Source organism: Actinomadura sp. 9N215 (assembly GCF_044326345.1).
Lineage (GTDB): Bacteria > Actinomycetota > Actinomycetes > Streptosporangiales > Streptosporangiaceae > Spirillospora.
This window is the reverse complement of record NZ_JBIRBA010000003.1, coordinates 448220-475216: the sequence shown is the minus strand read 5'-3', so window position 1 is coordinate 475216 and position 26997 is coordinate 448220. Positions and strand designations below refer to the sequence as shown.

Below are 26997 nucleotides of genomic sequence, written 5' to 3'. Positions count from 1 at the left end.
CCGACGAGCCGCCGTCATCCAGGCCGAGCAGCGCGCCACCAGGGGAGACGCGAGGGTGAAGAGTCCCGGTCGGTAGCACAGCAGTACAGCAAGGAAGTACCGCAACAGACGCTCACAACCGCACCCCCACGCAACCAGTGACACACTCTCTGACCTGCTCCGTTGCCGCCTACGTCGAGTCTGCCATTGGCTACGGATCAGAAGGTTAGGGGTTCGAATCCCTTCGGGTGCGCAGCAGGTCAAAGGCCTCTTCCGATCTTGGAAGGGGCCTTTTGGTTTGCGTGCGGGCGGCCGCGAGGTCGATCGGACGCCGAAGAGTGCGCAGCTCATGGGCCTTGGGCGCCGTGTTGTCGTCGACGGACTGATGTTCGTGTCGGGCTTGCTGATCACCAGGCTGTCCGGAGGCGACGTGCGGGCGGGGACGGTGATCGAAGCACTGGCCGTCTGGTCCGTGGTCAGATGCCGTGGGTGCTTGCCGGGCCTGGGGCGGGGTGTCTTGTTCAGTGGGGGAGGGTGACTCGGACGGTCGTTCCCCTGGACGGGGCCGAGAGCAGTTCGGCTCGTCCGCCGTGGGCGGCGGCTATGGCGGCGACGATGGGGAGGCCCAGGCCGGCGCCGGTGGAGTCCCGGTCGGTGCGGTGGAAGCGTTCGAAGGCCCGGGCGGCGTCCTCGGGGGACATGCCTGGTCCTTCGTCGGTCACTTCGATGAGGCCTGGGGCGAGATGGACTGTCGCGGGCGTTCCGGGGGGTGTGTGGGACCGGACGTTGGCCAGCAGGTTCGCCAGGATCTGGCGGATGCGCGATTCGTCGACGGTGGCGATGAGGGAGCCGGGGGCGTCCAGGGTGAGGGGACGGTCGGGGTCGGCGGCGGTCGCGTCCGCGATGGCGTCGCGGGCGAGGGGGACCAGGTCGGTGGGGGTCGGACGCAGGGACGCCTCGCGGTCCAGGCGGGCTAGTTCCAGCAGGTCGGTGACCAGTTTGTTCATGCGGCTCGCCTCGTCCTCGATGCGGCGCATGGCGTCGGGGAGTTCGTCGGGCCCGAGGGCGCCGTGGCGGTACAGCTCCGCGTAGCCCTGGATGGTCGTGAGCGGTGTGCGCAGTTCGTGCGAGGCGTCGGCGGCGAACTCGCGGACGCGGGCCTCGGAGCGGCTTCGCGCCCAGAACGCCTGCTCGATCCGTTCCAGCATCACGTTGATCGCGGCGGCGAGGCGGGCGGTCTCGGTGCGCGGGCCGGGGGCGGGCATGCGGGCGCGCAGGTCGCCGCCGGCCGTGATGGCGTGCGCGGTGGCGGCCATCCGGTCGAGCGGCAGCAGGCCGCGGCCGATCAGGCGGCGTCCGAGGACGATCAGGACGGCGAGCAGGAGCGCGGCCGTGGCGATCTCCGACAGGACGAGGTTGCGCACCGCCGAATGGATCTCGCTGAGCGGGGACGCGACGACGACGATGCCGTTCCGCCAAGGACGGGCGACGGCGCGCAGGCCGGGGAGGGAGAACGGTTCGAGGGTGCGGGCCCGGTTCGCCAAGGCGGCGTGGCCGAGTTTCCCCACTTCGGCGACGGCCCGGGGGGTGGACGGCTGGTCGCCGCTGAGGACGCGGACACGTCCCGTGGGGCCGACGGCCAGCACGACGAACTGTGCCGGGGCGACGCCCTGTTCGGGCAGCCCGGGGCGCAGGAGGCGGGACACGGCGCGGTCGCGGGTGCCCTGGAGCTGCTCGTCCACCCGGTGCATCAGGTAGCCGCGCAGGACGAGCGCGCTGACCAGGCCCATGATCGCCAGCCCGGTGAAGGTGACGGCGAGCAGGCCGGCGAGGAGCCGGGCGTTGAGCGTCATGGCCGCAGCGCGTAGCCCACGCCGCGCTGGGTGTGGATGAGCGGCGTGCCGAGCGGGTCGAGCTTGCGCCGCAGGTAGCTGATGTACGTCTCGACGACCTGCGGGTTTCCGTGATCCCAGCCCCAGACGCCGGCGAGGAGCTGGGTCCGCGACAGCACCATGCCCGCGTTCCGCATCAGGTAGGCGAGGAGGCGGAACTCGGTGGGCGACAGGTCCACGTCGACGCCGCCGCGCCGGACACGCCAGTGCGCCTCGTCCAGTTCGAGGTCGGCGACGCGGAGCACGCCGGTGTCGGACGGCGGCGCGGACGGCGGCGGCGCGGCCCGGCGCAGGACGGCCCGCACCCGGGCGATCAGCGCCTCGATGGAGAACGGCTTGGTGACATAGTCATCGCCGCCGAGCGTCAGCCCGGTGACCGTGTCGGACGGGGTGTCCCGCGCCGTCAGGAAGATCACCGGGACCTGGTCGCCGTCCGCGCGGAGCCGGCGGCACACCTCGAAGCCGTCGAGGTCGGGGAGCATGACGTCCAGGAGCACCAGGTCGGGGCGCTCCTCGGCCGCCGCGCGCAGCGCCTCGCCGCCGGTGCCCGCGGTGACGGTCGCGAAGCCGTGGAAGCGCAGCGCGACGTCGATCAGGTCGCGGATGTTGGGCTCGTCGTCCACGACGAGCACCCGCCGGTTCTCGCTCATCGGCTCCCGCAGATCGTGCCGTACGCCCTGGTCGTGGCACCGACGGTACCCGTCCTAGCGGGGCTTGGGGACGCGGACGAGCCGTGCGGTGCGGGTCGCGCCCGAGCGTTCGCCGGCCACCAGGACCTGGTCGCCGGACGCGAGCGCCTTGAGCGCGGACTTCTCGCCGTGCTTGCGGACGCGGGTGTCCGCGTTGGCGGTCCATGTCCAGGATGTGCCGTCGGCGCTGCGGACGGTGAGGGTCGTGGCCGAGACCGCGCTGATCGTGCCGCGCTGCCAGGCCGCGACGTGGAAACCGTCCTTGCGCCGGACGGTCGCCTCGCCGTGGACGCCGCGGAAGGGACGCGCGTGCCAGCGGGGGTGCCGCTTGCCCGGATGGCCCTTGCCGTCGTGGCGGTGGGGGCCGTCGCCCGGACGCGTCGTGGCCGACCCGGAGCCGGAGGCGGACGGCGATGGCGATGGCGACGGGTCGGCGGCGGCCGCGGGCACGGCGAGGTAGAGGCCGAGTCCGAGGAGGCCTGCGGCGCCGACCCCGGCCGCGATCGTCTTGCGGTTGGTTCGCATGCGGGCCATGTAACCGGCGGCGACTGGTAGAAGTCCGTGCGGAATCCTGGGAGAACCCTGGGAATCGGCTTCGCGTCCGTCGCCGTTGGCGGCGGGACGTTCGGGCCCGCGGGGTGGGCTACTTCAGGGCGGCGAGCATCGTGGTGATGAGGTGGAGTGCCTGGTCACGGGCCTGGGGCGGGTCGTCGGCGTCGGCGACGGAGAGGGCGAGCTCGGTCAGCGCGCCGTAGAACGCGGCCGTGGTGAGCGCGAGGGGATGCGGGCCGGAGTTGCCGAGCAGCGCGGTCAGACGATCGGTGAGGATCGCGCCGAGGTGGCGCTGGTCGAGCTCGCGCCAGCGCCGCCAGCCGAGCGCGATCGGGCCCTGGAGCAGGACGATCTCGCGGTAGTCGAGGTCGGAGCAGATCTCCAGGAACGCGCGGACGCCCTCGGCGGCCTGGTCCCGGGGGGTGCCGGCGCCGGCCATCGCGGTGGTGATCCGGGCGGCGGCCTGGGCTTCGAGGTCCTCGAAGACGGCCTCGAACAGGCCCTGCTTCCCGGCGAAGTGGTGGTAGAGGGCGCCGCGGGTGAGCCCGGCGGCGCGGACGAGCTCCTCGGCCGAGACCGCGGCGTAGCCGCGTTCCGCGAAGAACCGGCGGCCGGTGTCGAGGAGGGCGGCGCGGGTGCTTTCCACGTAGTGCGCGCGCCGGGCCTTGACCTGCTCCATGCGGCATGTATAACACATACAAGACGTATGTCAGATGCGTCCTGCATGCTGGGAGGGGACATGGTCGACGTCGCGATCGTGGGGGCGGGCGTGGCCGGACTGGTCGCCGCGCGCGACCTCGTCCGGGGCGGGCACGACGTGGTCGTCCTGGAGGCGCGCGACCGGGTCGGCGGACGGCTGCTGAACGGCGAACTGCCCGGCGGGGAGCCGATCGAGGTCGGCGGCCAGTGGGTCGGGCCCGGCCAGGACGAGGTGCTCGGCCTGATCGGCGAGCTCGGGCTGTCCACGTACCCGACGTACGACGAGGGGCGGCGCATCGCCGAGATCGGCCGGACGCGCGGCGAGTACACGGGCCGCGTCCCGCGCCTGTCCCCCGTCACGCTCGCCGACATCGCGCAGGGACAGTGGCGCATCGACCGCCTGATGCGCGGCATTTCCGTGGACGCGCCGTGGACCGCCCGGCACGCCGCCCGGCTGGACGGCCAGACGTTCGAGACCTGGATACAGCGGAACCTGCGCACCTCCGCGGGACGCGCGTTCATGCGGCTGATCACGCAGGCGGTGTTCTCCGCCGAGGCCGGGGACCTGTCGGCGCTGTGGGCCGCGTTCTACGTCGCGTCCGCGGGCGGGCTGGACCCACTGATCGAGACGACCGGCGGCGCCCAGCAGGACCGGATCTCCGGCGGCTCGCAGCGCATCGCGCTGGCGATGGCGGACGAACTCGGCGACCGCGTCGTGCTGAACGCGCCGGTCACGGAGATCGAGTGGACGGACGGCTCCGTCCGGCTCCGCATGTCCGGCGGCCGGGCGGAGGTGCGGGCCCGCCGGGCGATCATCGCCGTCCCGCCGCCGCTGGCCGGACGGATCCGCTACACGCCCGGGCTGCCCGGCGACCGCGACCAGCTCGTCCAGCGCATGCCGATGGGACGCGTCATCAAGGTCAACGTCGTCTACGACGAGCCGTTCTGGCGCCGGGACGGATACAGCGGTCAGGTGACCAGCGACCGCCGTCCGTTCGGCATCACCTTCGACAACACACCAGAGAGCAGCACAACCCCCGGAACCGGCGCGACGCCCGCGACCGGCGCGGCGTCCGCGACCGGCGCGGTGTCCGCGAGTGGCGCGGCGTCCGCGAGCGGCGCGGTGTCCGCGAGTGGCGCGGCGTCCGCGAGCGGCGCGGAGCCGGAGCGGGGCGCGGTGTCCGCGAGTGGCGCTGCTCCGGAGAGTGGCGCGGTGTCTGTAGGCGGCGCGGCGCTGGAGAGCGGCGCGGAGCCCGGGAGTGGTGCGGTGTCTGGGAGTGGCGCGGAGCCCGGGAGCGGCGCGATGTCTGGGAGCGGCGCGGAGCCGGAGCGCGGCGCGGTGTCTGGGAGTGGCGCTGAGCTGGGGAGCGGTGCGCCCGGTGTGCTGGTCGGGTTCCTGGAGGGACGGCACGCGGACGTCGCCGCGCGCCTGACCGCCGCCGAACGCCGCGCCCAGGTCGTCGCCGACCTCGCCGGATACTTCGGGCCGCGGGCCAAGGAGCCCGTCGCGTACATCGAACGGGACTGGGCCGCGGAGGAGTACTCGCGCGGCTGCTACGGCGCGTTCGCCACGCCAGGGACGCTGACCCGCTTCGGCCCGTCGCTGCGCCGGCCCGTCGGCCCCTTGCACTGGGCCGGTACGGAGACGGCGACCAGGTGGGCGGGCTACATCGACGGCGCCGTCGAGTCGGGCCACCGCGCCGCCCGCGAGACCGCCCCGAACCAAGCCCCCGCCTAGCCGCGCGCTTCGGGAGCCACCGCGAGGGTCCGGCCCGCCGGGGCCGTGGGCCGGGAGCCACAGCGAATGTGCGGCCCGCCGGGGCGGTGGGCCCAGGCGGTGGGCCCGGCAGGTGCCGGACACCAGGATCTCCGGGTCGCCCAGCAGCGCGGCGGCGAGCCCGAGCCGCTGCCGCATCCCCAGCGAGAACACGCCGGCCCGGCGGCGCGCCGCCCGCGTCAACTCGGTGACCTCCAGGACGTCCTCGACGCGGTGGCGCGGCAGCCCCGCCGCCAAGACGGCCAGGCGACCTGGGCGACGACGACGTACGCCTGCCGGGGCGGTGCGTCCGGACTCGCGCGGGTCGGTGGCGATCTTGCTGGGTCTCGTGGGATCACCGCCGTGCGCTGGTCGCGGTGGGCCGGGAGCCGCCGCGAATGTGCGGCTTGCGGGGGCGGTGGGCGCGGCAGGTGCCGGACGGTTAGGCGATCTGGGTGGCGACGACGCATGCCTGCCGGGGCGGTGTGCTCGGCCTCGCGCGGGTCAGTGGCGATCTTGCTGGGGCCCGTGGATCACAGCCGTGCGCCGGTCGCGGTGATGTGCATGGTGGCTTGGTGGCGGATGGAGAGCTTGCGGGAGCCGGTGGCCATCGTCCGATGATGCTCGGGGTCTGTGGTCTGGGAAGTTCTTGGCCTGTGGTCCTGTGGGCGGGGTTGTGGGGTGGCGGGTTTCGTCGCGGTTCGCGTGTGGGGTGGGGTGTTGGTTCGCGTGGGGTGGGTGCTAGTCCGTGGTGGCGAGGGTTTCCAGGACCTGGTCTCCGTATTTGGCCAGTTTGTTCTCGCCGACGCCGTTGATCTGGCCCAGTGCGGCGAGGGACGTCGGGAGGGCGGTCGCGATCTCGCGGAGGGTCGCGTCGTGGAAGATCACGTAGGCGGGGACGCCCTGTTCCTTTGCGGTGGCGGCGCGCCAGCCGCGGAGACGCTCGAAGATCGGCATCGCCTCGGCGGGGAGCTCCACCGGGGCCTTGCGCTCCTTGGCGGTCTTGGCCGTCTTGGCGGCGGGGCGTTCCGGCTCGCGGCGCATCATGACCTTGCGCTCGCCGCGCAGGACGTCGGCGCTCGCGTCGGTCTGGAGCAGGGTGCCGTGGTTGCTCTCGACGGCGATCAGGCCCTGCGCGAGGAGCTGGCGGACGACGCCGCGCCATTCGGTCTCGCGCAGCTCGGTGCCGACGCCGAACGGTTTGAGGGAGTCATGGTCGAACTGGATGACCTTCGCGCTCTTCTTGCCGAGCAGGATGTCGATGATGTGCCCGGCGCCGAACTTCTGCCGCCGTTCCCGGTCGAGCCGGACGATGACGGAGAGGACCTTCTGCGCGGGGACGGTCGCGTCCCACGACTCGGGCGGCGTCAGGCACGTGTCGCAGTTGCCGCACGGCTCGCCGGACTGGCTGAAGTAGTTCAGCAGCTGGACGCGGCGGCACTCGACCGTCTCGCAGAGGGCGAGCATCGAGTCGAGGTGGGTGGACTGGCGGCGGCGGAACGCGGCGTCGCCCTCGCCGCCGTCGATCATCTTGCGGAGGTTGACGACGTCCTGCAGGCCGTAGGCGAGCCAGGCGGTGGACGGGAGGCCGTCGCGTCCGGCGCGCCCGGTCTCCTGGTAGTAGCCCTCGACCGACTTGGGCAGGTCGAGGTGCGCGACGAAGCGGACGTCGGGTTTGTCGATGCCCATGCCGAACGCGATGGTCGCGACGATGACGAGCCCGTCCTCGCGGAGGAAGCGCGACTGGTTGGCGGCGCGGGTCCGCGCGTCGAGGCCCGCGTGATACGGGAGGGCTTCGATGCCGTTCTCGGTGAGGAACGCGGCGTGCTTCTCCACGGAGTTGCGCGAGAGGCAGTAGACGATGCCCGCGTCGCCCTGGTGCTCGGTCTGGAGAAGGCGGAGGAGCTGGCGTTTAGCGTCGGTCTTCGGCTCGATCCGGTACTGGATGTTCGGGCGGTCGAAGCTGGCGACGAAATGCCGGGCGCGCTCCAGCTGGAGGCGGGACGCGATCTCGGCGCGGGTGGCCTCGGTGGCGGTCGCGGTGAGGGCGATGCGCGGGACGTCCGGCCAGCGTTCGTGCAGGCCGGACAGCATCAGGTAGTCAGGACGGAAGTCGTGCCCCCACTGCGACACGCAGTGCGCCTCGTCGATCGCGAAGAGGGACACGTCCGCGCGGCTGAGCAGGTCGACGGTCGCGGGGAGGCGGAGCCGCTCGGGCGCCAGGTAGAGCAGGTCGAGCTCGCCCGCGACGAACTGCGCCTCGACGACCCGGCGCTCGTCGAAGTCCTGCGTGGAGTTGAGGAAGCCCGCCTGGACGCCGAGCGTGCGCAGGGCGTCCACCTGGTCTTGCATGAGGGCGATGAGCGGGGAGACGACGACCCCGGTGCCCTTCCGGACGAGCGCCGGGATCTGGTAGCACAGCGACTTCCCGCCGCCGGTCGGCATGAGGACGAGCGCGTCCCCGCCGCCGACCACATGCTCGATGATCTCCCGCTGGCCGTCGCGGAACGCGTCGTAGCCGAACACGCGCCGCAGGACGTCCAGGGTCTCCGGGCTTTGCGGGCTCGCGGGGGAAGTCATCGGCCCATACTATGAGCCGCCGCCGACACCGTCCCCGGAACTCTCAGCTGTGGATAACCTCCACCAGCTCGGGGGTGATTTCGTCGAGGTCGTCCGCTATGTGGGCCGCGAGGTCCAGCGCGTCGGACGCGGGCGGGTGCGCCGGGCGGGGGACGGCGATCACCGTCATCTCGGCGGCGCGGGCCGAGCGGATGCCGTTCGCCGAGTCCTCGATGGCGACGCAGGCGCGCGCGGGCACCTCCAGTCGCGCGGCCGTGGTGAGGTATCCGTCCGGCGCGGGCTTGCCCCGGTCGACCTCCTCGGTGGACACGGTCGCGCGGAACAGACCGTCCACCCCGATCTGGGCGAGCACCAGGTCGATGAGGGCACGCGGGGACGAGCTGGACAGCCCGAGCGGGCGGTACTCCGCCATCCGGCGGACGGCCGACTCCGCGCCCGGCAGCAGCGGCAGCCCGTCCCTGTACCGCTGGGACATCCGGTCGACCACCTGGTAGGCGACGTCCTCGGCCGTCACGCCGTCGACGAGGTCGTCCGCGATGTACGCGGCCCATTCCAGGGTGCTCATGCCCATGAGGCGGTCCTGCGTGTCTGGCAGCCAGCGGCCGCCGTGCTCAGCGACGTACGCGCGTCGCACGTCCTCCCACACGGGCTCTGAGTCGATCAGGACGCCGTCCAGGTCGAAGACGATGGCCTCCACGGGCATGAGTTCCTCCACGGTCTGTCTAGCGCGCCCGGGCGCGGGCCCCGCCGCGGTTCTGCGGCGGTGCGGCGCGGGCCTCCCCGGCAACGGTCACTACCCGATGCGACCGGGACGGAACCGTGCGCATTGGAACGGGTGAATCTCATCTGACCAGGATTTATCCGGCGAAAGCGGCATGATCCAGTTTCGGTCTGGCATGGTGGAGACTCTCCGCCCCCCTCCGGAGTCGAACGCAGAGGAGAGCTGCCCATGGTGTTCCTCGGTTTCCTGCTGGTCGCGGCCGCCATCGCCGCCGTCGCCGGCGTCGTCCTCGACAACACCGATCCCGCGAGCCTGATCGTCTTCGGTCGGACCGTGCCCGGTGTGCACGAACAATGGCAGGTCTTCCTCGCCGGCGCGGGCGTGGCCGTTGTCTTCGTCACCGGCATGATGCTCGCCTTCGCCGGCACGGCCCGCCGCGTCCGCACCCGCCGCGACCTGCGCGACCTGCGCGAGGAGCACGAGGAGTCGCTGACGACCCTGGAGATGGAGAAGCGGCGCCTGCAGCGCGAGCTCGCCCGCGTCCGCCAGAACCCCGGCGCCGTGCCCGGCGCCGGTCCCGGCCCTGGTCCTCGCTCCGGCCCCGGCCAGTCCGCGCCGGCCGGCCACCTGGGCGGGCATCGGCGCTCTTCGCGGCGGGAACCGGCGAACGCCGCCGCACAGGGCACCCACGTCGCGCCCCGCTCGCAGATGCCGGCCGCGTCCCCGTTCTTCGACCGCACCGACTGACCCATCGCCGGTGCTGCCGCTCGTCCTGGATGATGAGCGGACCGTTCGCGCTAATCGCCGTGCAGGGGGATGACGGGTCCGGTTCGCGCGCACCAGGATCGTGGTGTGCGGACTCTTCTCAAAGTGGGCATCACCGCGGTCGCCCTGTGGGTCGCCACGGTGCTGATCGACGGCATCTCGCTCGACGGTGACTCGGCCGGACGCCGCGCCCTCACGCTGGTCGCCGTGGCCGTCATCTTCGGCCTGGTCAACACCTTCATCAAACCGATCATCAAGACGCTTGGCTGCGCCTTCTACATCCTCACGCTCGGCCTGATCGGCCTCGTGGTGAACGCGCTGCTGCTCTGGCTCACCAGCGAGCTCGCCGGTGAGCTCGACCTGCCGTTCCACGTCACCGGCTTCTGGCCGGCGTTCTGGGGCGCCATCGTCGTCGGCGTGGTCGGCTGGCTGCTGCACGTCGTCGTCCCCGAGAAGGACGACAACAAGGACAGGGACAGGGATAGGAACAGGGACTGACCGTCAGCGCACGTCCACCAGATGTGGAGACGCGGTCGCGGCGCGCCCGAACGGACCGTCCTCCAGCCCCCGTTCACCACCATTCGACGGACGAGCTCCGCTCGGCGACCCGTCCTCCAGCGCGTCGGCGTACTCGCGGTATTTCGGTGGGTGGACGCCGGGCGCGCTCACGAGGATCCAGCGCCGGGCCCGGACGGCGCCGATCAGGAACTCCGCATCCGTGACCGCCCCTGCGTCCGCGACGATCAGTGCGTCGAACTCTTCGTCGCGGGCGGTGAGACCGACCCCGGTCGGCGTCCCGACGACGAGGTCCGCGGTGCGCAGGAGGACGTCGCCCTCGGCGCTCCGCTGGCCGTCCATGTAGGCGGTGAGCTGCTCGATGCGGGCCATCGCGCGGCGCTGATGGGCGGGGACGGCGGCCGGGTTCTCCGCCGGATCCGAGCCGCAGATCTCCAGGACGTTCTCCCGCGACCGCGCCTCCGTCCCCGCCACCGTGTCCAGCTCGGCCTGCCGGGCGGACAGCTCCGCCGCGGCCTCGGCGGTGTGACGGTCGAGCGCCGCGGCCGTGTCCGCGGCCCGGGTCGCGGCGGCCTCCGCGTCCGACCGGGCCTGCCGCGCCGCCGCCAGGGCCTCGTCGCGGGCCGCGCGGGCCGCGTTCACCCGATCCTGGACGGCCTGCGCGGCCTGCTGCGCTGCGTGCGCGCGCCTGCCCTCCTGGTTCGCCTTCTCCACCGCCGCCGACGCCAGCCGGGCCTGTTCCTGATGCTCGCCGCCCGCGGAGTCGCGCTCTGTCGCCAGCCAGGTCAGCTCCGTGCCGAGACGTTCCTGCGCTTCCTGCGCCTGCTGTAGCCGCGCCCCGCCTTCCGACACGAACGACGCCAGCCCCCGACGCACCCGCTCCGCATGCTCCGCCACATCCTTGGCTTCCCGCGCGCGCTTCGCCGCCTCGTCGGCCTCGCGTGTCCGGGCCTTGACGTCGTCGCGCAGGCTCCGCAGCTCCGACGGCGGTGACGCGACATGGAGCCGTTGTCCGAGCGTCATCTTCCTGCGCATCGCCGACAGCGCGGACTCCGCCGAGACCAGCCGGTAGTACGCAGCGTGCCCTTCGGCCGCCGCGTCGGCGTCGGCCGCTGTGAGCCGGTGCGCCTCCTCCGCCGCCCCTGGCAGCGCCTCCCGTGCCCTTGCCAGCTCGTCGGTCAGGGACGCCTCCGCCTGACGCGCCCCCTGCAACTCGGCCTGCGCCGTCTTGGCTCGTTCGTCGAGCTGGACGCAGCGTGCGTAGGAGGCGTCCGCCGTCCGGGTCAGCGCGTTCGCTTCGGCCGCGGCTTCGTCCGCGATCGTCCGCAACCGCTCCGCCTCCGCGCGCGGACCGGCCAGCTCCGCCTCCGCCTCAGCCTGGACGGCGGTTAGCCGCTCGGCCTCCGCCTCCGCCTGCCCCGCGGCTTGCTCGGCGACCGCAGCCGCGTTCCGCGACTCCTCGATCGTGGCGGTCAACGCCGCCCGCTCAGCGTCCCGCGCCTCGCGGCGTCGCAGGTTCTCGGCCTGGACGGCCTGCAGTGCCGCCGCGTCCCTCGGCCACTGCTCAAGCCACATCAACCCACGCCGCAGCAGCCGCGCCTCCGTCTCCCACGACAGCCGCCAGGCCTCCCCCACCGGCCGCAACGCCGCCGACCGGACCCGCGTCTCCGGCGCCGACGGCCCCTCCGCCGGAACGACGGGCTCCCCCTCGGGCACAGCGGGAAGCGGTTCGACCCGTGTCGCGGCCGACGACGCTTCGTCGGCCCCACGGTCTGGCCCAGTCTCGGGTTCGGGCGGCCCGGTCTCGGGTTCAGCGGCCACGGTCTCGGGTTCGGGGGGCCCGGTCAGGGGCTTGAACTCGACCGTCCCGCTGGACCCGTGCTTCCGCACCGGAGGCGGTTCGGGGGCTCCTCCCTCGTCCACCGGGGGCAGGGCCTGCGTCTCCACCGAACGGGCCTCCGCCGTCGCCGGCTGCGTCTCGATCATCAGGGAGAAGACTTCGGGATCGTCCTCCAGGCTCCGCAGCAGCTCCGCCGCCCGCTCCGGCGTGGGCGCCACCAGCAGCGCCCGCCCGTCCGCCGCGGTCAGCTCCTTGACGGTGTCGTGGACGACGTCGTCCCCGTCCTCCGTCTGGACGAGACGCAGCGCTTCAGTCTCCTCCAACGATCCGGGCGCGACGAGGAACCGGGCCAGAACCTCCCAATCTCCCGCGACCCGCTGCTCCCGCAGGGCCCGCAACGCCGCGACATGCGGCACCCAGCCGACCGGCGGAACGTCCTCGGGTACCTCTCTCAGCCGCGCGTCTATGTGCTCATAGAACTCGGTCAGCGACCCGTACACGCTTTCTACCAGCTCACGTCCGCCCCAGCCGTCCTCGGCGGCCTCCGTCCCCAGCGGCGGGGTGTCTCCGATCTCCGGCAGCGGCATGGTGCCGAACCCCGACCGCGGATCCAACACCACGTCTTCTTCGTCTGGGACGTCGTCCGCACCGTCCGCACCGCGTGCGTCCTGGTCGGCGTCAGCACCCTGGCCGCCCAACGCATCGTCGTCCCCCGGCAGACCGACCGCGGACTCTGTGCCGACGCCCGTCTCGCCTGGCAACCGAACCACGCCGCCCGCAGCCTCCGCATCGTCGAACGTCGCGTCAACGGCGTCGTGAGGCGCTTCTTCGGCGGCGGCCGGCGCGTCGGCTTCCGGTTCTGCGTCGGCGTCCGCCTCGTCCTGCGACGGGACGATGTCAGCCACTGCTTCAGTCTCGGCACCGGTCTCGCTCAGTGGCGCGGCCAGGTCGCCTGCCGGTTCGGTATCGGTGGCGTGAGACGAGCCTTCAGCGGGTGTGGCTGGGGTGGACGCGGGCTGGCCGGTGGCGTCGCCCGGGAGCCCGTCATCGCCCGCGAGAATGTCGGACGTGGGCTCTACGCTCTGTGTCGGCTGGTCGGGAGGCGCGTTCTCACCTGCCGAATCGTCCTCGAACGTGGACATGGAAAAGGGGGTGGACGGGGCCTTTCCCGAGCCGGGCGGCTGAACGGCCTCGTCCTCGTCCTCGTCCGCGGACGCGTCAGACGGGTCGGACACGTCGGACGGGTCGTCGGGCAAGGGGAAGGTGACGGTCGGGATCTCGGATTCGGGGACGTAGACGGGCGTGTGCTGCCCGTGTTCCGCGGTCTCGGGGCCCTCGTCCTCGTGCCCGTTGCCTTCTGATGGTTGCTTCACCGACGCCATCCCGTCCCAGATCGACCGTCCGGGGCCGTATTTCCCCTTCCGCTCCGGACTAACGTCTCACAGGTGGGCGGTCATCGGTGTCCGGCCAGCACGGCGTGATGATCTTCACCGTCGCGGGGTTCCGGGTCGGGGTGGACCACGGCGCCGGACAGACGGGGCAACGCGTGCAGAAGGCTGTGCTCGGCGTCCACGGCGACCCGATGGGCATGGACGACGGTTGAGGCGCGGTCGACGACGACGTCGCATTCGGCGCGCAGGCGGTGGCCGATCCAGCGGAGCCGGACGTCGCCGACCGCGAGGACGCCAGGTGTCGAGGCGAGCGCGGTCTCGGCCCGGTCGACCAGGGCGGGGTCGACGGCGTCCATGAGACGGCGCCAGACCTCGCGGGCCGTCTGCCGTAGGACGGTCAGAATCGCGAGTGTGATGAGCAGTCCGACGACGGGATCGGCCCAGGGCGCGCCCAAGGCGACGCCGGCGGCGCCCAGAAGGACGGCGAGGGACGCGAAGCCGTCGGTGCGGGCGTGGAGGCCGTCCGCGACGAGGGCGGCGGAGCCGATGCGGCGGCCCACGCGGATGCGGTAGCGGGCGACCAGTTCGTTCCCCACGAACCCGACGAGCGCGGCGCCCGCCACGGCGGCCACGTGATCCACAGGCTGTGGATGGGCAAGGCGATGGACGGCCGCGTACCCGGCCGCCGTGGCGGAAGCGGCGATGGCGAGGACGATGACCACACCGGCGAGGTCCTCGGCGCGTCCGTACCCGTAGGTGTAGCGGCGGTTCGGCGGACGCCTGCCCAGGACGAACGCGATGCCCAGCGGGACGGCGGTGAGCGCGTCGGCGGCGTTGTGGAGCGTGTCGCCGAGCAACGCCACCGAGCCCGTGAACACGACCACCACGGCCTGGAGGACGGTAGTCGCGCCCAGGCCCGCCAGCGAGATCCACAGGGCGCGCATGCCTTGCGCGCTCGCCTCCATCGCCGAGTCCACCTTGTCGGCCGCCTCATGCGAATGCGGCCGCAGGACATGAAGCACCCGACCTTTCAGCCCCCACCCCAGCCAACGCACCCACCCACGTCCACCCCCATGCCCGTGCCCATGCCCGTGCCCATGGCTGGGGCCCTGCCCGTGGCCCTGGCCCTGGCCATGTTCATGCCCGTGGCCTTGCCCGTGCCCGTGGCCTTGCCCGTGCCCGTGCCCGTGACCCTGCCCGTGCCCGTGCCCGTGCCCCTGGCCGTGGCCCTGGCCATGTTCGTGGCCGTGGCCCTGGCCATGTTCGTGGCCGTGGGCCTGGGCGTGTTCGTGGCTGTGGGGCTGTGCGTGTTCGTGGCCGTGTGTGCCCATGGGTACCACGATGACGCGGAAAGTCCGTTGCAGCATCTGGACAAGTGCGCTGTTGTCGCAGGTACGCGGCTTGCGTCAGTGCGGGTTTGTGGCCAGTAGCTCCGCGAGGAGGTCGTCCAGGGTGACGATGCCGGCGAACTCGTCCGCGTCGTTGACGACGGCGAGTTGGGCGCGGGCGCGGCGCATGCGGCTGACCGCGTCCAGGACCGTCGTCTCCGCCGTGAGGACGGGCGCCGGGTGCGCCAGTTCCCCGGCGCGACGGTCGCCGCCGGGCTCGGTGATGGCGGCGCGGACGTGGACGATGCCCGTCATCGCGCCGTCCCGGTCGCGGACGAGGAGCCGGTTGTGGCCGCTGGCGGTGGCGGTCCGCCGGATCTGCGCGGCGGTCGCGTCCGCGCCGATCGTGGTGACGGACGTGGCGGGCACGACGAGGTGTCCGACGGTGGCCTCCCGGGCGGAGATCGCGCGGCGCAGCAGCTCGTGGTCGCTGCGTCCGATGAGGCCGAGCCGGCGGGACTCGCCGACCAGGTGGCTGAGCCGGGCCGGGTCGGTGTGCGGGTCGAGTTCGTCCTTCGGCGTGACGCGGATGGCGCGCAGCAGCGCGTTGGTCGCCGCGTTCAGCGCCGACAGGATCGGCCTGGACACCTTCGCGAACGCGCGGAACGGCAGGGCGAGGATCAGCGCCGAGCGCTCCGGGTGCGCGATCGCCCACGACTTCGGGGCCATCTCCCCGATGACCATGTGCAGGAACGTGACGACCGCGAGGGCGCAGCCGAGCGCGATGGCCTTCGCCCCGGCCTCCGGGACGCCGATCGCGTGCAGCGGCGGTTCGAGGAAGTGCTCGAACGCGGGCTCGGTGACGATCGCGAGGCCGAGCGAGCACATCGTGATCCCGAACTGCGCGCCCGCGAGCATCAGCGACAGCTCGCGGACGCCCGCGACGGCCGCGACCGCGGGACGGCTGCCCTTCGCGGCGGCGCGCTCCAGTTGCGGACGGTTCGCGGCGACGAGCGCGAACTCGGCGGCGACGAAGAACCCGTTCCCGACCAGGAGGAGGGCGGTGATCAGCAGCGTGGTCAGCGGGTCCATGACGCCTCCACCGTGCCGTCCCCGGCCGCGGCCTGCGTGGACTCGACGGTGACCTCCGCGGCTTCGACGCCCTCGGCCTCGACGACCTCCGCAGTTTCGACAACGTCGGTGGCTTCGGCGACCTGGGCTTCGGCGACCTCGGCGGCTTCGACAACGTCCGCGGCTTCGGCGACCTTAGCGGCTTCGGCGACGTCGGTGGCTTCGGTGACCCGGGTGGTTTCGGCCGGGCGGGTCGGGTCGGCGGGCCGAATGGTCTCGGTGGTCTCGGTGGGCTGGGTGGGGACCTTGCAGGGTGGGTCGGAGACGTGCGGACGTTCCGCCGGTGCGGACGTTGTCGCCGTCCGGATCTGGATCTTCTCCGCGACGCGGCGGGCGACGCTCATGACCTCCAGCTCGACCGGTCCGCCGTCCAGGTCGACGGTGAGGCGGTCGCCGGGGCACGGCAGCCGCCGCAGCTCCGCCATGACCAGTCCGCCGAGGGTGTCGTAGGCGTCGCCTTCGGGCAGGTCGAGCCCGGTGAGGCGGCCGACCTCGTCGATGCGCATGCCCGCGTCGACGAGCCACGACCCGTCGGGACCGGACGTCGGGGCGTCCTCGCTCCGGTCGGTCTCGTCGGCGATCTCCCCGACGAGCTCCTCGGCGATGTCCTCGAAGGTGAGGATGCCGGCGAGGCCGCCGTACTCGTCCACGACGCAGGCGAACTCCTCGCCGGCGTCGCGCATCCGCTCGATGACGCCGTACAGCGGCTGGCTGCCGGGCACGAGCAGCGCCTGCCGGGTGACCTGGCCGACCGGGGTGGACGGGTCCAGGCCGTCGTCGGCGACCTCGCGGACGCCCGCCACGCCGACGACGTCGTCCACCTCCTGGCCGTAGACGGGGTACGCGCTATGCCCGGTCTCGCGGATCAGCGCGACGAGGTCGGCGAGGGGCGCGGTGGCCGGCAGCGTCCGGACGTGGGGGCGCGGCACCATGACCTCGTCCGCCGTGAGGTCGCCGAAGGACACGGCCCGTTCCAGCAGCCCGGACAGGTCGGCGGGCAGGTGCCCGGAGCTGTACGACATGCCGATGATGACGCCCAGCTCTTCGAGCGTCGCGCCGCTGTGCAGTTCCTCGACGGGCTCGACGCCGACGGCGCGCAGCAGGCGTTCCGCCGCACGGTCGAAGAGCCGGATCAGCGGCCCGGCCACCGTCAGGTACACGAGCGTGGACGCGGCCAGCGCGCGCGCCAGCGACTCGGCGCGCGCGAGCGCGAGGTTCTTGGGGAACAGCTCGCCGAGCAGCATCTGGATGAGCGTCGCCAGGACGAACCCGGTGGCGAGCGCGATCGCACCGGTCGCGCCCTCGGGCACGCCCGCGACTTCCAGCAGCGGACGGATCAGCTCCGCGAGCGCGGGTTTGGCGATGAAACCGACGACCAGGGTCGTCATCGTGATGCCGAGCTGCGCGCCCGACAGCATGAACGACAGCCTGCCGATGACCTTGAGCGCGCGCCGGGCGGAGGTGTCACCGCGCTCGGCGGCCTGTTCGAGCGCCGCACGGTCGGCGGCGACGTAGGCGAACTCCTGCGCGACGAAGTATCCGGTGGCGGCGGTCAGCAGGACCACCGCGAGCACTCCCAGCGCCGCGCTCACCATGGAGCACCGGGTCTATGACTGGGGTCCGACACTGCGGACTCACCACTCCTCTCGTACACGGGCTACCTGTCGTAACGTCACCTCGGACAACGAGGTTCCCGAAGCACAGGGTACGGGCCGACAGGTCACCGGCCACGTGGACGTCGCGACAGTCGTCGCATGTCCGCCGCCCGCCGCGGCTGGAGTTCAGGCGGCCGCCGCGGCGGACCTCGCGGACGGCTGGAGATCGGCGGGCGCGGCCGGACATCGCGCGCGGCGATCATCTGGGGCACAATGACGCTTGTCTCGTTCAGTGTCACGGATCACACTTGTATGAGAGCGTAAGTCCGATACTGGGCAGGTCCGTGCTCCCAGACCGCCTTGCCGGGCATGCTCAGGGGGATGGTTGGAGAGCGATCGCGGGGCTGACGTTGGAGCAGAGCGGAGCTGGGGCTGCCGCGCCCATGAGCCGTGAAGGCGTCGACCATGCCCTCCGGAAGCTTCGCGAGGAACGCGACCGCATCTCCGCGTCGCTCCTCGACCTCGACGGACACCAGGGCAGCCGCCTCCTCGAAGGCGCCAGGCTCACCGGGGAGACGTGGCGGCGCTGGGAGAACGCGAAGACCAGGATGACGAAGCTGTGGGCGCTGTTCGACGCCTACCAGCGCGTCCTGGACGCCGCGTCGGAGCTGCGTGAACGGGCGTCCCGTCCGGACGCGGCGACGCTCGTGGAACTGACCGGGATGCTCACCGGCCAGTCGGTCGAGCTCCCCGACGGCGAGATCCCGCTGCAGGAGCGCACGCTCCTCGGACCGCAGGAACAGCGGGTGACGCTGGACGAGGCGGTCGCGATGATGTCCGACGCGTACGAGTTCGTCGCGGGCGAGGTCGCCGCCGCCGACGCCGCCTGGACGGCGCTGCTCCTCCCCCTCGAAGAGGTCGAGGAGTGCTGGCGGGAGACGGCTCGGCTGGCGCACACCCTCGACGGCACCCGCCATCCCGAATTGGACCGCGTCGGCCGCGAGCTGACCGCGCTCGGCCGCGTCATCCGCACCGATCCGCTGTCGCTCGTGCGGGACGGCCGTCCCGACACCGGCCGGCTCGACCGCGTCCGGTCCGTCCTGACCTCGCTGGGCGACGAGCTCGCGGGCGTCGCCCGAATGCGCGACGACTACGCGGAACTCGTCGCGCGGGTCACGGCGTCCATCGAGGAGGTCGAGAGCACGGAGCGGCGCGCCTGCGAGGCGCACGCCACCGCGCTCGTCAAGATCCTCTCGCCGAACCTGCCGGCGCCGTCCCAGGGACTCGGCGTCGCGCTCCGCGACCGCCTCGCCGCCCTGGAGCGGCTCCGTGAGGCGGGCCGCTGGGTCGAGCTGGCCGGACGGTTCGCCGAGCTCGAACGCGCCGCCGCCGACGCGCTGGAACGGGCCCGCGGCGACCTGCGTCTCAGTGCCGGTCTGCTCGACCGGCGGGGTGAGCTGCGGGGACGCCTTGAGGCGTACCGGGCCAAGGCCGCCCGGCTCGGCGTCGTCGAGGACGAGCAGCTCACCGAGCTCTACGGGGAGGCCCGCGACATGCTGTGGACGGCGCCCTGTGACCTGCGGCGGGCCACCACGGTGCTCGCGGAGTACCAGCGAGCGCTCAGGGCCTGCGAAAGCGAGACGGGGACCCGGCGATGAACCGATGCACCCAGCCCGGCTGCACCGGCGAAGTGGAGGCCGACGGCTTCTGCGATATCTGCGGCATGGCCCCGCCCGCGCAACCCATCCCGGGCCCACGGCCTGCTCAACCCGCGCCATCCGCCGAGGCCGCACAACCGTCCCAACCCGCTCAGCCCGCGCGTCCCGCCGGGGGCGGGGAGACCGCGCAGACCGCGCAAACAACGCAGTCCGCCCAGGGCGCACCCCCTGCTCAAGGGGCGCAGGATGTGCGGGCCGCTTCGCCTTTCGCCCATGGTGGGCACGGGATGCTGGGTGGGGCGCCGGTGACGCGGCAGAGCGCCGTGGCGCCCCCTACGACGAGGCAGCCGGGTGGGTCCGTTCCGTCCGGGCCCAGTGGACGGACGGGGCCGAGCTCGGCGTCGGGAAGTTCGGCGAGCAGCGGATCGAGGAGCGTCGGGTCCGGACGGACGGCGTCGCGCGGCGGGTCTCGCGCGACGGGTTCCAGCGGCTCGGCCAGGCGCGGGATGCTCGGCGCCGGGCTGGTGGAGGTGCCGCCGGTCCCGGCCCGCGACCCGGCTTCGGCGATCATGGAGCGGCCCGAGGTGCCGGAGAACCGGCGGTACTGCAGCCGGTGCGACGAGAAGGTCGGACGGAGCCGGGGCGGGCGTCCCGGACGCACCGAGGGGTTCTGCAGGCACTGCGGGCACCCGTTCTCGTTCACGCCGAAGCTCCGCGCGGGCGAGCTGATCGGCGGGCAGTACGAGGTGCTCGGGTGCCTGGCGCACGGCGGGCTCGGCTGGGTGTATCTGGCCCGCGACCACAATGTCAGCGACCGGTGGGTCGTCCTGAAGGGGCTGCTCGACACGGGCGACGCGGACTCGCTGGCGGCCGCGACGGCGGAGCGGGCGTTCCTGGCCGAGGTCGAGCACCCCAACATCGTCAAGATCTACAACTTCGTCCGGCACGGCGACTCCGGCTACATCGTGATGGAGTACGTCGGCGGCCGGTCGCTGAAGGACATCCTGCTCAGCGTCCGCGCCGAGCGCGGCGACGAGTCGGCGCTGCCGCTGGGCCAGGTGATCGCGTACGGGCTCGAAGTGCTGAGCGCGCTCGGGTACCTGCACGGCGTCGGGCTGCTGTACTGCGACTTCAAGCCGGACAACGCGATCCAGTCGGAGGAGCAGCTCAAGCTGATCGACCTCGGCGGGGTGCGGCGGGCGTTCGACGTCGACAGCCCGATCTTCGGGACGCCGGGCTACCAGGCCCCGGAGATCGGCTCGCGGGGCCCGTCGATCACGTCCGACCTGTACACGGTGGGCCGGACGCTGGCGGTGCTGAGCTTCCCGTTCCGCGGCTACACGGGACGGCATCTGCGCAGCCTGCCGCCCCGCGAGGAGGTGCCGCTGTTCCAGCGGCACGAGTCGTACCACCGGCTGCTGCGCCGCGCCACGCACCCGGACCCGGCGCGCCGTTTCCAGAGTGCCGCGGAGATGGCCGAGCAGCTCACCGGCGTCCTGCGGGAGGTGCTGTCGGCCGAGGACGGACGCCCGCGCCCCGCCGCGTCGCCGCTGTTCGGCCCCGAGCAGCACACGGCCGGCACGGAGATCGTCGGGACGGACGGCGCCGACGCCGCCGCGCCGCCCATCCTCGCGCCGCTGGAGCCGGGGCCCGCTGCGGCGGCGCTGCCCGTCCCGCTGGTGTACGGCTCCGACCCGGCGGCCGCTTTCCTCGCCGGGCTCACCGCCCGCGACCCGGGCGACCTGGCGGCGGCGCTGAGCGCGGCGCCGGTCGCGTCGCGGGAGGTCAGGCTGGCGCTGGTCAGGGTCCGGATCGAGGTGGGCGATCTGGACGGCGCCCACCGCCTCCTCGAAGAGATCGCCGCCGAAGATCCCGACGACTGGCGCGTCGACTGGTACCGCGGCGTCCGCGCCCTCGCGGACGGGCGCGCCGGGGACGCCGCCGCCGTCTTCAACGACCTGTACGATCTCGCGCCCGGCGAGCAGGCGCCCAAGCTGGGGCTGGCCTTCTGCAACGAGCTGATGGGCGTGATCCCGCAGGCCGACCGCTTCTACGAGACGGTCTGGCGCACCGATCCCACGCATGTGAGCGCCGCGTTCGGCCTGGCCCGCACCCGGCTGGCGACCGGCGACCGGGGCGCCGCCGAGCGCGTCCTCGACTCGGTGCCCCGGATCTCCAGCCACTATCTCGCCGCGCAGCTCGCGGCCGTCGCCGTCGCGGTCCGGGGCCGCGGTCCCGGCGAGCTGAGCGCTCCCACCCTGATCGAGGCGGGGCGGCGGCTCGCGTCCCTCCGCCTCGACACCGAACGCGCCGCGACGTTCGCGGCGGAGGTACTGGAGGCGGCGCTCGCCTGGGTCCGGACGGGCCGCACCCTGCCGGCCGGGGTGCGCCGGCCGATCCTCGGCACCGGGCTGGACGAGCCGTCCCTGCGCGTGAAACTTGAGGAGACGTACCGCGTCCTCGCCAAGCTCGCCGACGGCGCGGAGCACCGGCACGTGATGGTGCGGCGCGCCAACGCCGTCCGCCCGAGGACGCTGTTCTGACGATGGACGCGGGCGGGCACGACAACGTCGCGGCGGCGATGATCGCCAGGCCGCCGGGAGCGAGCAGGGAGCCGGGCCGATGAGCGACGTCCCCGAGTTCACGATCCGCGTGGACCAGAACCCGTACCTGCCGGCCGGCGGACGGGAGATGCACGCGATCGTGACGGTCGAGGCGCACTCGTCCGCCGGCGAAGAAGCCACTGGCGAAGACGACGACGAGACCGAGCGGAGACGCGCGCCGGCCGCGGAGGTCATCCTCATCGACACCTCGGGGTCGATGTCGTACCGGGGCAAGATGGCGGCGGCGAAGCGGGCGGCGCGGGCGGCGGTGAACGTCCTGCGCGACGGCGTGCGCTTCGCGGTGGTCGCCGGCGCGAACCGGCCCCGGATGATCTACCCGCAGGGGGAGCGGCTCGTCGTGGCGGACGAGACGTCCCGGCGGAACGCCGTGCTCGCGGTCGCCCGCCTCGAAGCGGCCGGCGGGACGGCGATCGGGTCCTGGCTGCGCCTCGCCGAGCGGCTGTTCACCGGCTACGACGGCGCCGTCCGGCACGCCATCCTGCTGACCGACGGCAAGAACCAGCACGAGTCCGCCGAGGAGCTGGACGCCGCGCTGCGGGTATGCACCGGCCGTTTCCTCTGCGACGCGCGCGGCGTCGGCACCGACTGGGACGTCGCCGAACTCCGCAAGATCACCTCGGCGCTGCTGGGCGGGTTCCTGGACGTCCCCGACCCGGCCGACCTGGAGGCCGACTTCCTGGCGATGACGCGCGCCGCGATGGGCAAGGAGGTCGCGGACGTGTCGCTGCGCGTGTGGACACCGCGGCACGCGCGGCTCCGGTTCGTCAAGCAGATGGTCCCGGCCGTGGAGGACCTCACCGGCAGGCGGGTTGAGTCCGGGATGCAGACGGGCGACTATCCGCTGGGCGCGTGGGGCGACGAGAGCCGTGAGTACCACCTGTGCGTCGAGGTCGACGAGCCCGGCGACGTGGGACGGCAGATGCGGGCGGCATGGGTGAAGCTCTTCGCGGGCGACGCGGCGCTGGCGTCCGGGAACGTCCTCGCCGAGTGGACGGACGACGAGACCAGGTCGACGCGGATCAGCGGCCGCGTCGCGCACCACACCGGCCAGTCGGAACTCGCCGACGCCATCCAGTCGGGCCTGGAGGCACGCCGCGAGGGCGACGAGGACACGGCCACGGCCAGGCTCGGACGCGCCGTGGTGCTGGCCCGCGAGGTCGGCAACGAGCAGATCTCCGACCTGCTGGACCGGGTGGTGGACGTCATCGACCCGGCGCGGGGCACGGTGCGGCTGAAGCGGGACGTGTCCAAGGCGGACGAGATGTCGCTCGACACCCGTTCCGTCCGGACGGTACGGACCCGCCACGGCGACGCCGCTGACGGGCCGGGTGAAAAACGTTCGTCCTCGCAGGAAGGCCCGCCATGACGATGACTCCGCCCCACAGATCATCGGTCCGGCCGGGCTCGTCCGCGTCCCGTCCCCCGGCGGCGCGTCCTCCCGCGCCCGCACCGGCGTCGTCGCCCGCGCCGCCGCTGCCCGCCGACTCCGTGCCGCCGCAGCGCAGGGGCCGCCTGGCGACGTTCGTCCGCGGCCGGTGGCTCAGGACGATCCCCGGCCGCATCGGCACGCACGTCGCCCTGTGCCTGGCCGCCATCCTCGCGCTGCTGGTCGTCCTGAACATCGCGATCGGGAACGCGCGCGACTCCGTCCAGACGATCGGGCACGACGCGGGCCCGCAGGTCGTCGCGACCAGCACGCTGTACTTCGCGCTCAGCGACATGGACGCGCAGATCTCCAACATCCTGCTGATCGGCCGCGAGCACGGCCTCGGCATCGGCTACGACGAGTCGCTCCGCGTGTACGAGCGGCGCCGCGCGGAGGCGGACGCGGCCGCGGTGATGGCCGCGCAGCTCGCCGGACGCGACCCGGCCCTGCGCCGGACCGTCCAGGAGGTCCTGGACGGCCTCGGCAAGTACGAGCGCCTCGTCGGGCAGGCCATGAAGCTGGACGAGCAGGCCGCCCACGCGCCGGGCGAGCTGCCGCCGGACGTCATCGACGCCTACCGGCAGGCGACCGACCTGATGAAGCTGCAACTGCTGCCCAAGGCGTACAACATCACGCTCGACACGGGCGCGAACGTCCGGCAGTCGTACGAGACGAAGCGGTCGGCGGTGCTCGCGGGCCGCACCTGGGTCGCGGTGACGGGCGTGATCGTCCTGCTGTTCCTGCTGGCGACGCAGCTGTACCTGGCGCGGACGTTCCGCCGCGTCCTGAACCCGGCCCTCGTCCTCGCGACGCTCGCCGCGCTCGCGCTGACCGGCGTCGGCGCGGCCCTCCTCACCGCCCAGGCCGGGCACATCAGGAAGGCCAAGGAGGACGGCTTCGACTCGATCCTCCAGCTGTCCAGGGCCCGCGCGATCAGCCACAGCGCGTTCGCCGACGAGAGCCGCTACCTCCTCGACCCCGGACGCGCCGACACCTACGAGCAGACCTACCTCGACAAGTCGCTGTCGGTCATCCACCCGGACATCGGCGACAAGCCCGTGAACCTGGAGAACTACTACGCGGGCCTTGAGCAGCGGCTCGGCACCTACAAGCCCGGCCAGAAGGACGTCCCGTTCCTCGGCTTCTTCGGGGACGAGGCGCGCCGCATGGAGAAGGGCCGCGAGGCCGACGCGCTGCGGAAGACGCTCGACGCGTACCGCACCGTCCTGCGCAACGACGCCAGGATGCGGCAGCTCGCCTCGACCGGCAACCGGGCTGGCGCCATCGACGTGCGGATGGGGCGCACGTCCGGCGCGATCAGCGACTTCGGCGCCTACGACCAGGCGCTGGGCGCGCTGACGGCCGTCCACCAGGACGCCTTCGACAAGGAGATCAAGGACGCGGACGGCGGGCTGCGCGGCTGGACGGCCGTCCCGGCCGCCGGCGCCGCCGTCATCGCCCTGCTGATCCTCGCGGGGGTCCGTCCCCGGCTGGCCGAGTTCCGCTGAAGGAGACGAACATGCGCGCCACCCCCCGCACCCGCCGCACCACGGCTGCCGTCGCGGCCCTGGCCGCCATGGCCGGGCTCTCGGGATGCGGCCTGGGCGGCTCGGAGAAGGAGAGCATGTCCAAGAAGGACTCCCTGGTCATCGGCGTCAAGGAGGACCAGCCGGCCCTGGGCGTCAAGAGGCCGGACGGCACCTACGAGGGCTTCGACGTCGACGTCGCCACCTACATCGCGGGCGAACTCGGCGTCCCGAAGAGCCGCCTGACGTTCCGGACGACGAACTCGTCCGTCCGCGAGGAGGCCCTCGCCGAGGGTGCCGTCGACATGATCGTCGCGACGTACTCGATCACCGCCAAGCGCAAGACGGCGGTCACGTTCGCGGGCCCGTACTACGTCGCGCACCAGGACACGTTCGTCCGCGCCGACGCCGCCGCGATCAAGGACGTCCGCGACCTGAAGGGCAAGCGGATCTGCGAGGTGACCGGCTCCAACTCGTGGCGCCGCGTCATCGAGGAGCGCAAGGTCGCCGCGCGGCCGGTCACCGTGAACACCTACGGCGCCTGCATGGACGCGCTCGCCGCCGGCCGCCTCGACGCCGTCTCCACCGACGACCTGATCCTCGCCGGGTTCGCCGCCGGCCGCCCCGGACGGATGATCAACGCGCCGTTCACGGACGAGAAGTACGGCGTCGGCCTCAGGAAGGGCGACCTGAAGGGCTGCGAGCAGGTCAACCGCGCCATCACCCGCATGTACCAGGACGGCACGGCCCAGCGCCTGCTGACCAAGTGGTTCGGCAAGTCAGGCCTCAAACTGAACGTCAGCGTCCCCCAATTCGAAGGCTGCACCTAATTTGCCTGCGGTCGGGGTCGTTGCCGGGTTGCGCTGGGGGCTGGGGGGCGGTGATCAGCGGGTTGAGGACGGGAGGGCGCCGAGGGCCTCGCGGAGGGTGTCGTAGATGGGGATGAACTTGTCGATCCCGGTGATGTGGAAGACCCGCTGGACGCGCGGCGGCAGCGCGACCAGCGCGACTACGGTGCCGTGCTCGGTGGCGCGGCGGTTTGCGGCGACGATCGCGTTCAGGCCCGTCGAGTCGCAGAACGTGACCTCGCGCATGTCGACGACCATGGGCTCGCCGGAGTCGACGACCTCGAACAGCGCCTCCTCGAAGCGCGTGCGGGACACGACGTCGATGTCCCCCTGCACACGTACGAGGGTGCAGCGGTCGTCGCGCATCAGATTGATGTCGAAGTCCATGTCACCTCACGCCCCACTCCGGCGGACCCGGCCATCTCAGGTGACTCCTCAGGATTGCGTACCCGTGCCCGCAATCCAAGCTCTTCCCGGGAAAAGGACCAGGTCGCCAGGTCGCGCCCCGGACCGTTACACGCCTGGACGGCCCGTCCGGTACCCGCTCTAGACACTACCCGACGGGACCTTCCGGAGCGTCCCGCCGCGTCCCGGGACATCCGGGAAACGTCACAATAACTTACTCAAGCGAAACTTACTACATAGTAAGGAATGGCGGATAAGTCCCTGCACGGCATGCTTGACCAGCGGTTGGGCAATTCCTGGCCGGTCCCGCACGAAGAAAGGCGGGCGCTGACCCGGGGGCGGATCGGTGCAGACGTTACAGTGGCGGTGGGCGAATTCGGGAGGGCTGGGTGTTCTACACGTTCATGACGCGCGTCGTGCGTCCGATCCTCTGGCTGATTTTCCGCCCGCGCGTCGTGGGCGGCGAGAACGTGCCGAGCTACGGGCCGCTCATCGTGGCGAGCAACCACCTGTCGTTCATCGACAGCTTCATCATCCCGCTCGCCGTCCCGCGCCCCGTCACCTACATCGCCAAGGCCGCCTACTTCGAGGGCGGCGGGCTCAAGCGGGGCTTCGTCCGCTGGTTCCTCACCAACCTCGGGCACGTGCCCGTCCGGCGCGGCGCAAGGCGCGCCGCGATGGGGTCGCTGGAGCAGGCCGCCGAAGTGCTGGAGAACGCCGGCGCGTTCGCGATCTACCCGGAGGGCACCCGCTCCCCGGACGGACGGCTCTACCGCGGCCGCACCGGCGTGGGCTGGCTCGTCCTGGAGTCCGGCGCCCGCGTCCTGCCCGTCGCGCTGGAGGGCACGGAGAAGATCCAGCCGATCGGCGCGTCCATGCCCCGCGTGTTCGGGCCCCGGCCCACCGTCCGGATCGGGCCCCCGATGGACTTCTCGCACTACCGCGACCTGCCGCCCGCCAAGGCCCGCCGCGCCATCACCGACGAGATCGTCGAGACGATCCAGAAGATGTCCGGGCAGGAGTACGCGGCCGAGTACAACGATCGCGCCGAACAGGGCTGACCGCGCCCGCGCCGA

The 26997-nt window shown here is 72.6% G+C and carries 22 protein-coding genes; 10 read left to right on the top strand and 12 right to left on the bottom strand.

The features are described 5' to 3' along the window. Nucleotides 1–500 precede the first annotated feature (500 nt). From ACH34T_RS07620 to ACH34T_RS07605, 4 genes are all read right to left on the bottom strand, one after another. Nucleotides 501–1832 carry an ATP-binding protein gene (locus tag ACH34T_RS07620; RefSeq protein ID WP_395991267.1) on the bottom strand — a complete coding sequence of 444 codons (1332 nt, stop codon included), beginning with the start codon at nucleotides 1830–1832 and terminating at the stop codon, nucleotides 501–503. Next, nucleotides 1829–2521, bottom strand: coding sequence for a response regulator transcription factor (locus ACH34T_RS07615; protein WP_395991266.1), 693 nt, complete (start codon nucleotides 2519–2521; stop codon nucleotides 1829–1831). Before ACH34T_RS07615 ends, ACH34T_RS07620 begins: the two co-directional genes overlap by 4 nt. A 54-nt stretch (nucleotides 2522–2575) precedes the next feature. After that, a complete protein-coding gene (locus tag ACH34T_RS07610; RefSeq protein WP_395991265.1) occupies nucleotides 2576–3085 on the bottom strand; it encodes a DUF5666 domain-containing protein in 510 nt (169 codons plus the stop codon). 118 nt (nucleotides 3086–3203) lie between these two features. After that, nucleotides 3204–3791 (bottom strand): TetR/AcrR family transcriptional regulator, encoded by a 588-nt coding sequence (locus tag ACH34T_RS07605; protein ID WP_395991264.1) that lies wholly within the window; start codon nucleotides 3789–3791, stop codon nucleotides 3204–3206. A gap of 60 nt (nucleotides 3792–3851) precedes the next feature. Between ACH34T_RS07605 and ACH34T_RS07600 the strand changes: the two genes are divergently transcribed. Next, nucleotides 3852–5549 carry a flavin monoamine oxidase family protein gene (locus tag ACH34T_RS07600; RefSeq protein ID WP_395991263.1) on the top strand — a complete coding sequence of 566 codons (1698 nt, stop codon included), beginning with the start codon at nucleotides 3852–3854 and terminating at the stop codon, nucleotides 5547–5549. A 759-nt stretch (nucleotides 5550–6308) separates the two neighbouring features. Here ACH34T_RS07600 and recQ read toward each other — a convergent pair. Together recQ and ACH34T_RS07590 are read right to left on the bottom strand one after the other, a co-directional pair. Continuing rightward, nucleotides 6309–8147 carry a DNA helicase RecQ gene (recQ, locus tag ACH34T_RS07595; protein ID WP_395991262.1) on the bottom strand — a complete coding sequence of 613 codons (1839 nt, stop codon included), beginning with the start codon at nucleotides 8145–8147 and terminating at the stop codon, nucleotides 6309–6311. Nucleotides 8148–8190: 43 nt separating this feature from the next. After that, the gene (locus tag ACH34T_RS07590) at nucleotides 8191–8850 is read right to left on the bottom strand and encodes an HAD family hydrolase (protein ID WP_395991261.1); all 660 of its coding nucleotides are present in this window, start codon (nucleotides 8848–8850) and stop codon (nucleotides 8191–8193) included. Nucleotides 8851–9096: 246 nt separating this feature from the next. Between ACH34T_RS07590 and ACH34T_RS07585 the strand changes: the two genes are divergently transcribed. Further along, nucleotides 9097–9615: a hypothetical protein gene (locus tag ACH34T_RS07585; protein ID WP_395991260.1), complete on the top strand. Its 519-nt coding sequence runs from the start codon at nucleotides 9097–9099 to the stop codon at nucleotides 9613–9615. Nucleotides 9616–9720: 105 nt separating this feature from the next. Continuing rightward, entirely contained in the window at nucleotides 9721–10131 is a 411-nt protein-coding gene (locus ACH34T_RS07580) for a phage holin family protein (protein WP_395991259.1), read from the top strand. A 3-nt stretch (nucleotides 10132–10134) separates the two neighbouring features. Here ACH34T_RS07580 and ACH34T_RS07575 read toward each other — a convergent pair whose 3' ends face one another. Next, nucleotides 10135–13362, bottom strand: coding sequence for a hypothetical protein (locus ACH34T_RS07575; protein ID WP_395991258.1), 3228 nt, complete (start codon nucleotides 13360–13362; stop codon nucleotides 10135–10137). An 80-nt stretch (nucleotides 13363–13442) separates the two neighbouring features. Continuing rightward, nucleotides 13443–14402, bottom strand: coding sequence for a cation diffusion facilitator family transporter (locus ACH34T_RS07570; RefSeq protein WP_395991257.1), 960 nt, complete (start codon nucleotides 14400–14402; stop codon nucleotides 13443–13445). Nucleotides 14403–14465: 63 nt separating this feature from the next. Here ACH34T_RS07570 and ACH34T_RS07565 point away from each other — a divergent pair, with 63 nt between their 5' ends. Then, nucleotides 14466–14810 carry a hypothetical protein gene (locus ACH34T_RS07565; RefSeq protein WP_395991256.1) on the top strand — a complete coding sequence of 115 codons (345 nt, stop codon included), beginning with the start codon at nucleotides 14466–14468 and terminating at the stop codon, nucleotides 14808–14810. On the opposite strand, the gene ACH34T_RS07560 is transcribed toward ACH34T_RS07565, so the two are convergent. Continuing rightward, nucleotides 14787–15800, bottom strand: a complete 1014-nt coding sequence (locus tag ACH34T_RS07560; RefSeq protein ID WP_395991255.1) for a hemolysin family protein — start codon at nucleotides 15798–15800, stop codon at nucleotides 14787–14789. The genes ACH34T_RS07565 and ACH34T_RS07560 overlap by 24 nt on opposite strands. Further along, nucleotides 15788–17431, bottom strand: a complete 1644-nt coding sequence (locus tag ACH34T_RS07555) for a hemolysin family protein (protein WP_395991254.1) — start codon at nucleotides 17429–17431, stop codon at nucleotides 15788–15790. Before ACH34T_RS07555 ends, ACH34T_RS07560 begins: the two co-directional genes overlap by 13 nt. 446 nt (nucleotides 17432–17877) lie before the next feature. Between ACH34T_RS07555 and ACH34T_RS07550 the strand changes: the two genes are divergently transcribed. Beyond that, a complete protein-coding gene (locus ACH34T_RS07550; protein WP_395991253.1) occupies nucleotides 17878–19092 on the top strand; it encodes a hypothetical protein in 1215 nt (404 codons plus the stop codon). Nucleotides 19093–19324: 232 nt separating this feature from the next. On the opposite strand, the gene ACH34T_RS07545 is transcribed toward ACH34T_RS07550, so the two are convergent. Next, a complete protein-coding gene (locus tag ACH34T_RS07545; protein WP_395991396.1) occupies nucleotides 19325–19663 on the bottom strand; it encodes a hypothetical protein in 339 nt (112 codons plus the stop codon). Here ACH34T_RS07545 and ACH34T_RS07540 point away from each other — a divergent pair. The 4 genes from ACH34T_RS07540 to ACH34T_RS07525 all read left to right on the top strand — a co-directional run bounded on the left by ACH34T_RS07540 (nucleotide 19599) and on the right by ACH34T_RS07525 (nucleotide 25498). Beyond that, nucleotides 19599–21635 carry a tetratricopeptide repeat protein gene (locus ACH34T_RS07540; RefSeq protein WP_395991252.1) on the top strand — a complete coding sequence of 679 codons (2037 nt, stop codon included), beginning with the start codon at nucleotides 19599–19601 and terminating at the stop codon, nucleotides 21633–21635. The two genes, ACH34T_RS07545 and ACH34T_RS07540, sit on opposite strands and share 65 nt — an antisense overlap. Nucleotides 21636–21714: 79 nt before the next feature. Next, nucleotides 21715–23082, top strand: coding sequence for a VWA domain-containing protein (locus ACH34T_RS07535; RefSeq protein WP_395991251.1), 1368 nt, complete (start codon nucleotides 21715–21717; stop codon nucleotides 23080–23082). Continuing rightward, nucleotides 23079–24650: a hypothetical protein gene (locus ACH34T_RS07530; protein WP_395991250.1), complete on the top strand. Its 1572-nt coding sequence runs from the start codon at nucleotides 23079–23081 to the stop codon at nucleotides 24648–24650. The genes ACH34T_RS07535 and ACH34T_RS07530 overlap by 4 nt, the downstream gene beginning before the upstream one ends. 11 nt (nucleotides 24651–24661) lie before the next feature. Further along, nucleotides 24662–25498 carry a glutamate ABC transporter substrate-binding protein gene (locus ACH34T_RS07525; RefSeq protein WP_395991249.1) on the top strand — a complete coding sequence of 279 codons (837 nt, stop codon included), beginning with the start codon at nucleotides 24662–24664 and terminating at the stop codon, nucleotides 25496–25498. A 54-nt stretch (nucleotides 25499–25552) separates the two neighbouring features. Here ACH34T_RS07525 and ACH34T_RS07520 read toward each other — a convergent pair whose 3' ends face one another. Continuing rightward, on the bottom strand, nucleotides 25553–25903 hold the full coding sequence (locus ACH34T_RS07520) for an STAS domain-containing protein (protein WP_395991248.1): 351 nt from the start codon (nucleotides 25901–25903) through the stop codon (nucleotides 25553–25555). Between the two features lie 407 nt (nucleotides 25904–26310). Between ACH34T_RS07520 and ACH34T_RS07515 the strand changes: the two genes are divergently transcribed. After that, nucleotides 26311–26982 (top strand): lysophospholipid acyltransferase family protein, encoded by a 672-nt coding sequence (locus tag ACH34T_RS07515; RefSeq protein ID WP_395991247.1) that lies wholly within the window; start codon nucleotides 26311–26313, stop codon nucleotides 26980–26982. The last annotated feature ends 15 nt before the right edge of the window (nucleotides 26983–26997 follow it).

What these genes read in the sequence shown, in the direction of transcription:
- ACH34T_RS07620 (WP_395991267.1), bottom strand. Translation starts at nt 1,832, where the DNA reads ATGACGCTCAACGCCCGGCTCCTCGCCGGCCTGCTCGCCGTCACCTTC.
- ACH34T_RS07615 (WP_395991266.1), bottom strand. Translation starts at nt 2,521, where the DNA reads ATGAGCGAGAACCGGCGGGTGCTCGTCGTGGACGACGAGCCCAACATC.
- ACH34T_RS07610 (WP_395991265.1), bottom strand. Translation starts at nt 3,085, where the DNA reads ATGCGAACCAACCGCAAGACGATCGCGGCCGGGGTCGGCGCCGCAGGC.
- ACH34T_RS07605 (WP_395991264.1), bottom strand. Translation starts at nt 3,791, where the DNA reads ATGGAGCAGGTCAAGGCCCGGCGCGCGCACTACGTGGAAAGCACCCGC.
- ACH34T_RS07600 (WP_395991263.1), top strand. Translation starts at nt 3,852, where the DNA reads ATGGTCGACGTCGCGATCGTGGGGGCGGGCGTGGCCGGACTGGTCGCC.
- recQ (WP_395991262.1), bottom strand. Translation starts at nt 8,147, where the DNA reads ATGACTTCCCCCGCGAGCCCGCAAAGCCCGGAGACCCTGGACGTCCTG.
- ACH34T_RS07590 (WP_395991261.1), bottom strand. Translation starts at nt 8,850, where the DNA reads ATGCCCGTGGAGGCCATCGTCTTCGACCTGGACGGCGTCCTGATCGAC.
- ACH34T_RS07585 (WP_395991260.1), top strand. Translation starts at nt 9,097, where the DNA reads ATGGTGTTCCTCGGTTTCCTGCTGGTCGCGGCCGCCATCGCCGCCGTC.
- ACH34T_RS07565 (WP_395991256.1), top strand. Translation starts at nt 14,466, where the DNA reads ATGCCCGTGCCCATGGCTGGGGCCCTGCCCGTGGCCCTGGCCCTGGCC.
- ACH34T_RS07560 (WP_395991255.1), bottom strand. Translation starts at nt 15,800, where the DNA reads ATGGACCCGCTGACCACGCTGCTGATCACCGCCCTCCTCCTGGTCGGG.
- ACH34T_RS07550 (WP_395991253.1), top strand. Translation starts at nt 17,878, where the DNA reads ATGAGCCGTGAAGGCGTCGACCATGCCCTCCGGAAGCTTCGCGAGGAA.
- ACH34T_RS07540 (WP_395991252.1), top strand. Translation starts at nt 19,599, where the DNA reads ATGCTCGGCGCCGGGCTGGTGGAGGTGCCGCCGGTCCCGGCCCGCGAC.
- ACH34T_RS07545 (WP_395991396.1), bottom strand. Translation starts at nt 19,663, where the DNA reads ATGATCGCCGAAGCCGGGTCGCGGGCCGGGACCGGCGGCACCTCCACC.
- ACH34T_RS07535 (WP_395991251.1), top strand. Translation starts at nt 21,715, where the DNA reads ATGAGCGACGTCCCCGAGTTCACGATCCGCGTGGACCAGAACCCGTAC.
- ACH34T_RS07530 (WP_395991250.1), top strand. Translation starts at nt 23,079, where the DNA reads ATGACGATGACTCCGCCCCACAGATCATCGGTCCGGCCGGGCTCGTCC.
- ACH34T_RS07525 (WP_395991249.1), top strand. Translation starts at nt 24,662, where the DNA reads ATGCGCGCCACCCCCCGCACCCGCCGCACCACGGCTGCCGTCGCGGCC.
- ACH34T_RS07520 (WP_395991248.1), bottom strand. Translation starts at nt 25,903, where the DNA reads ATGGACTTCGACATCAATCTGATGCGCGACGACCGCTGCACCCTCGTA.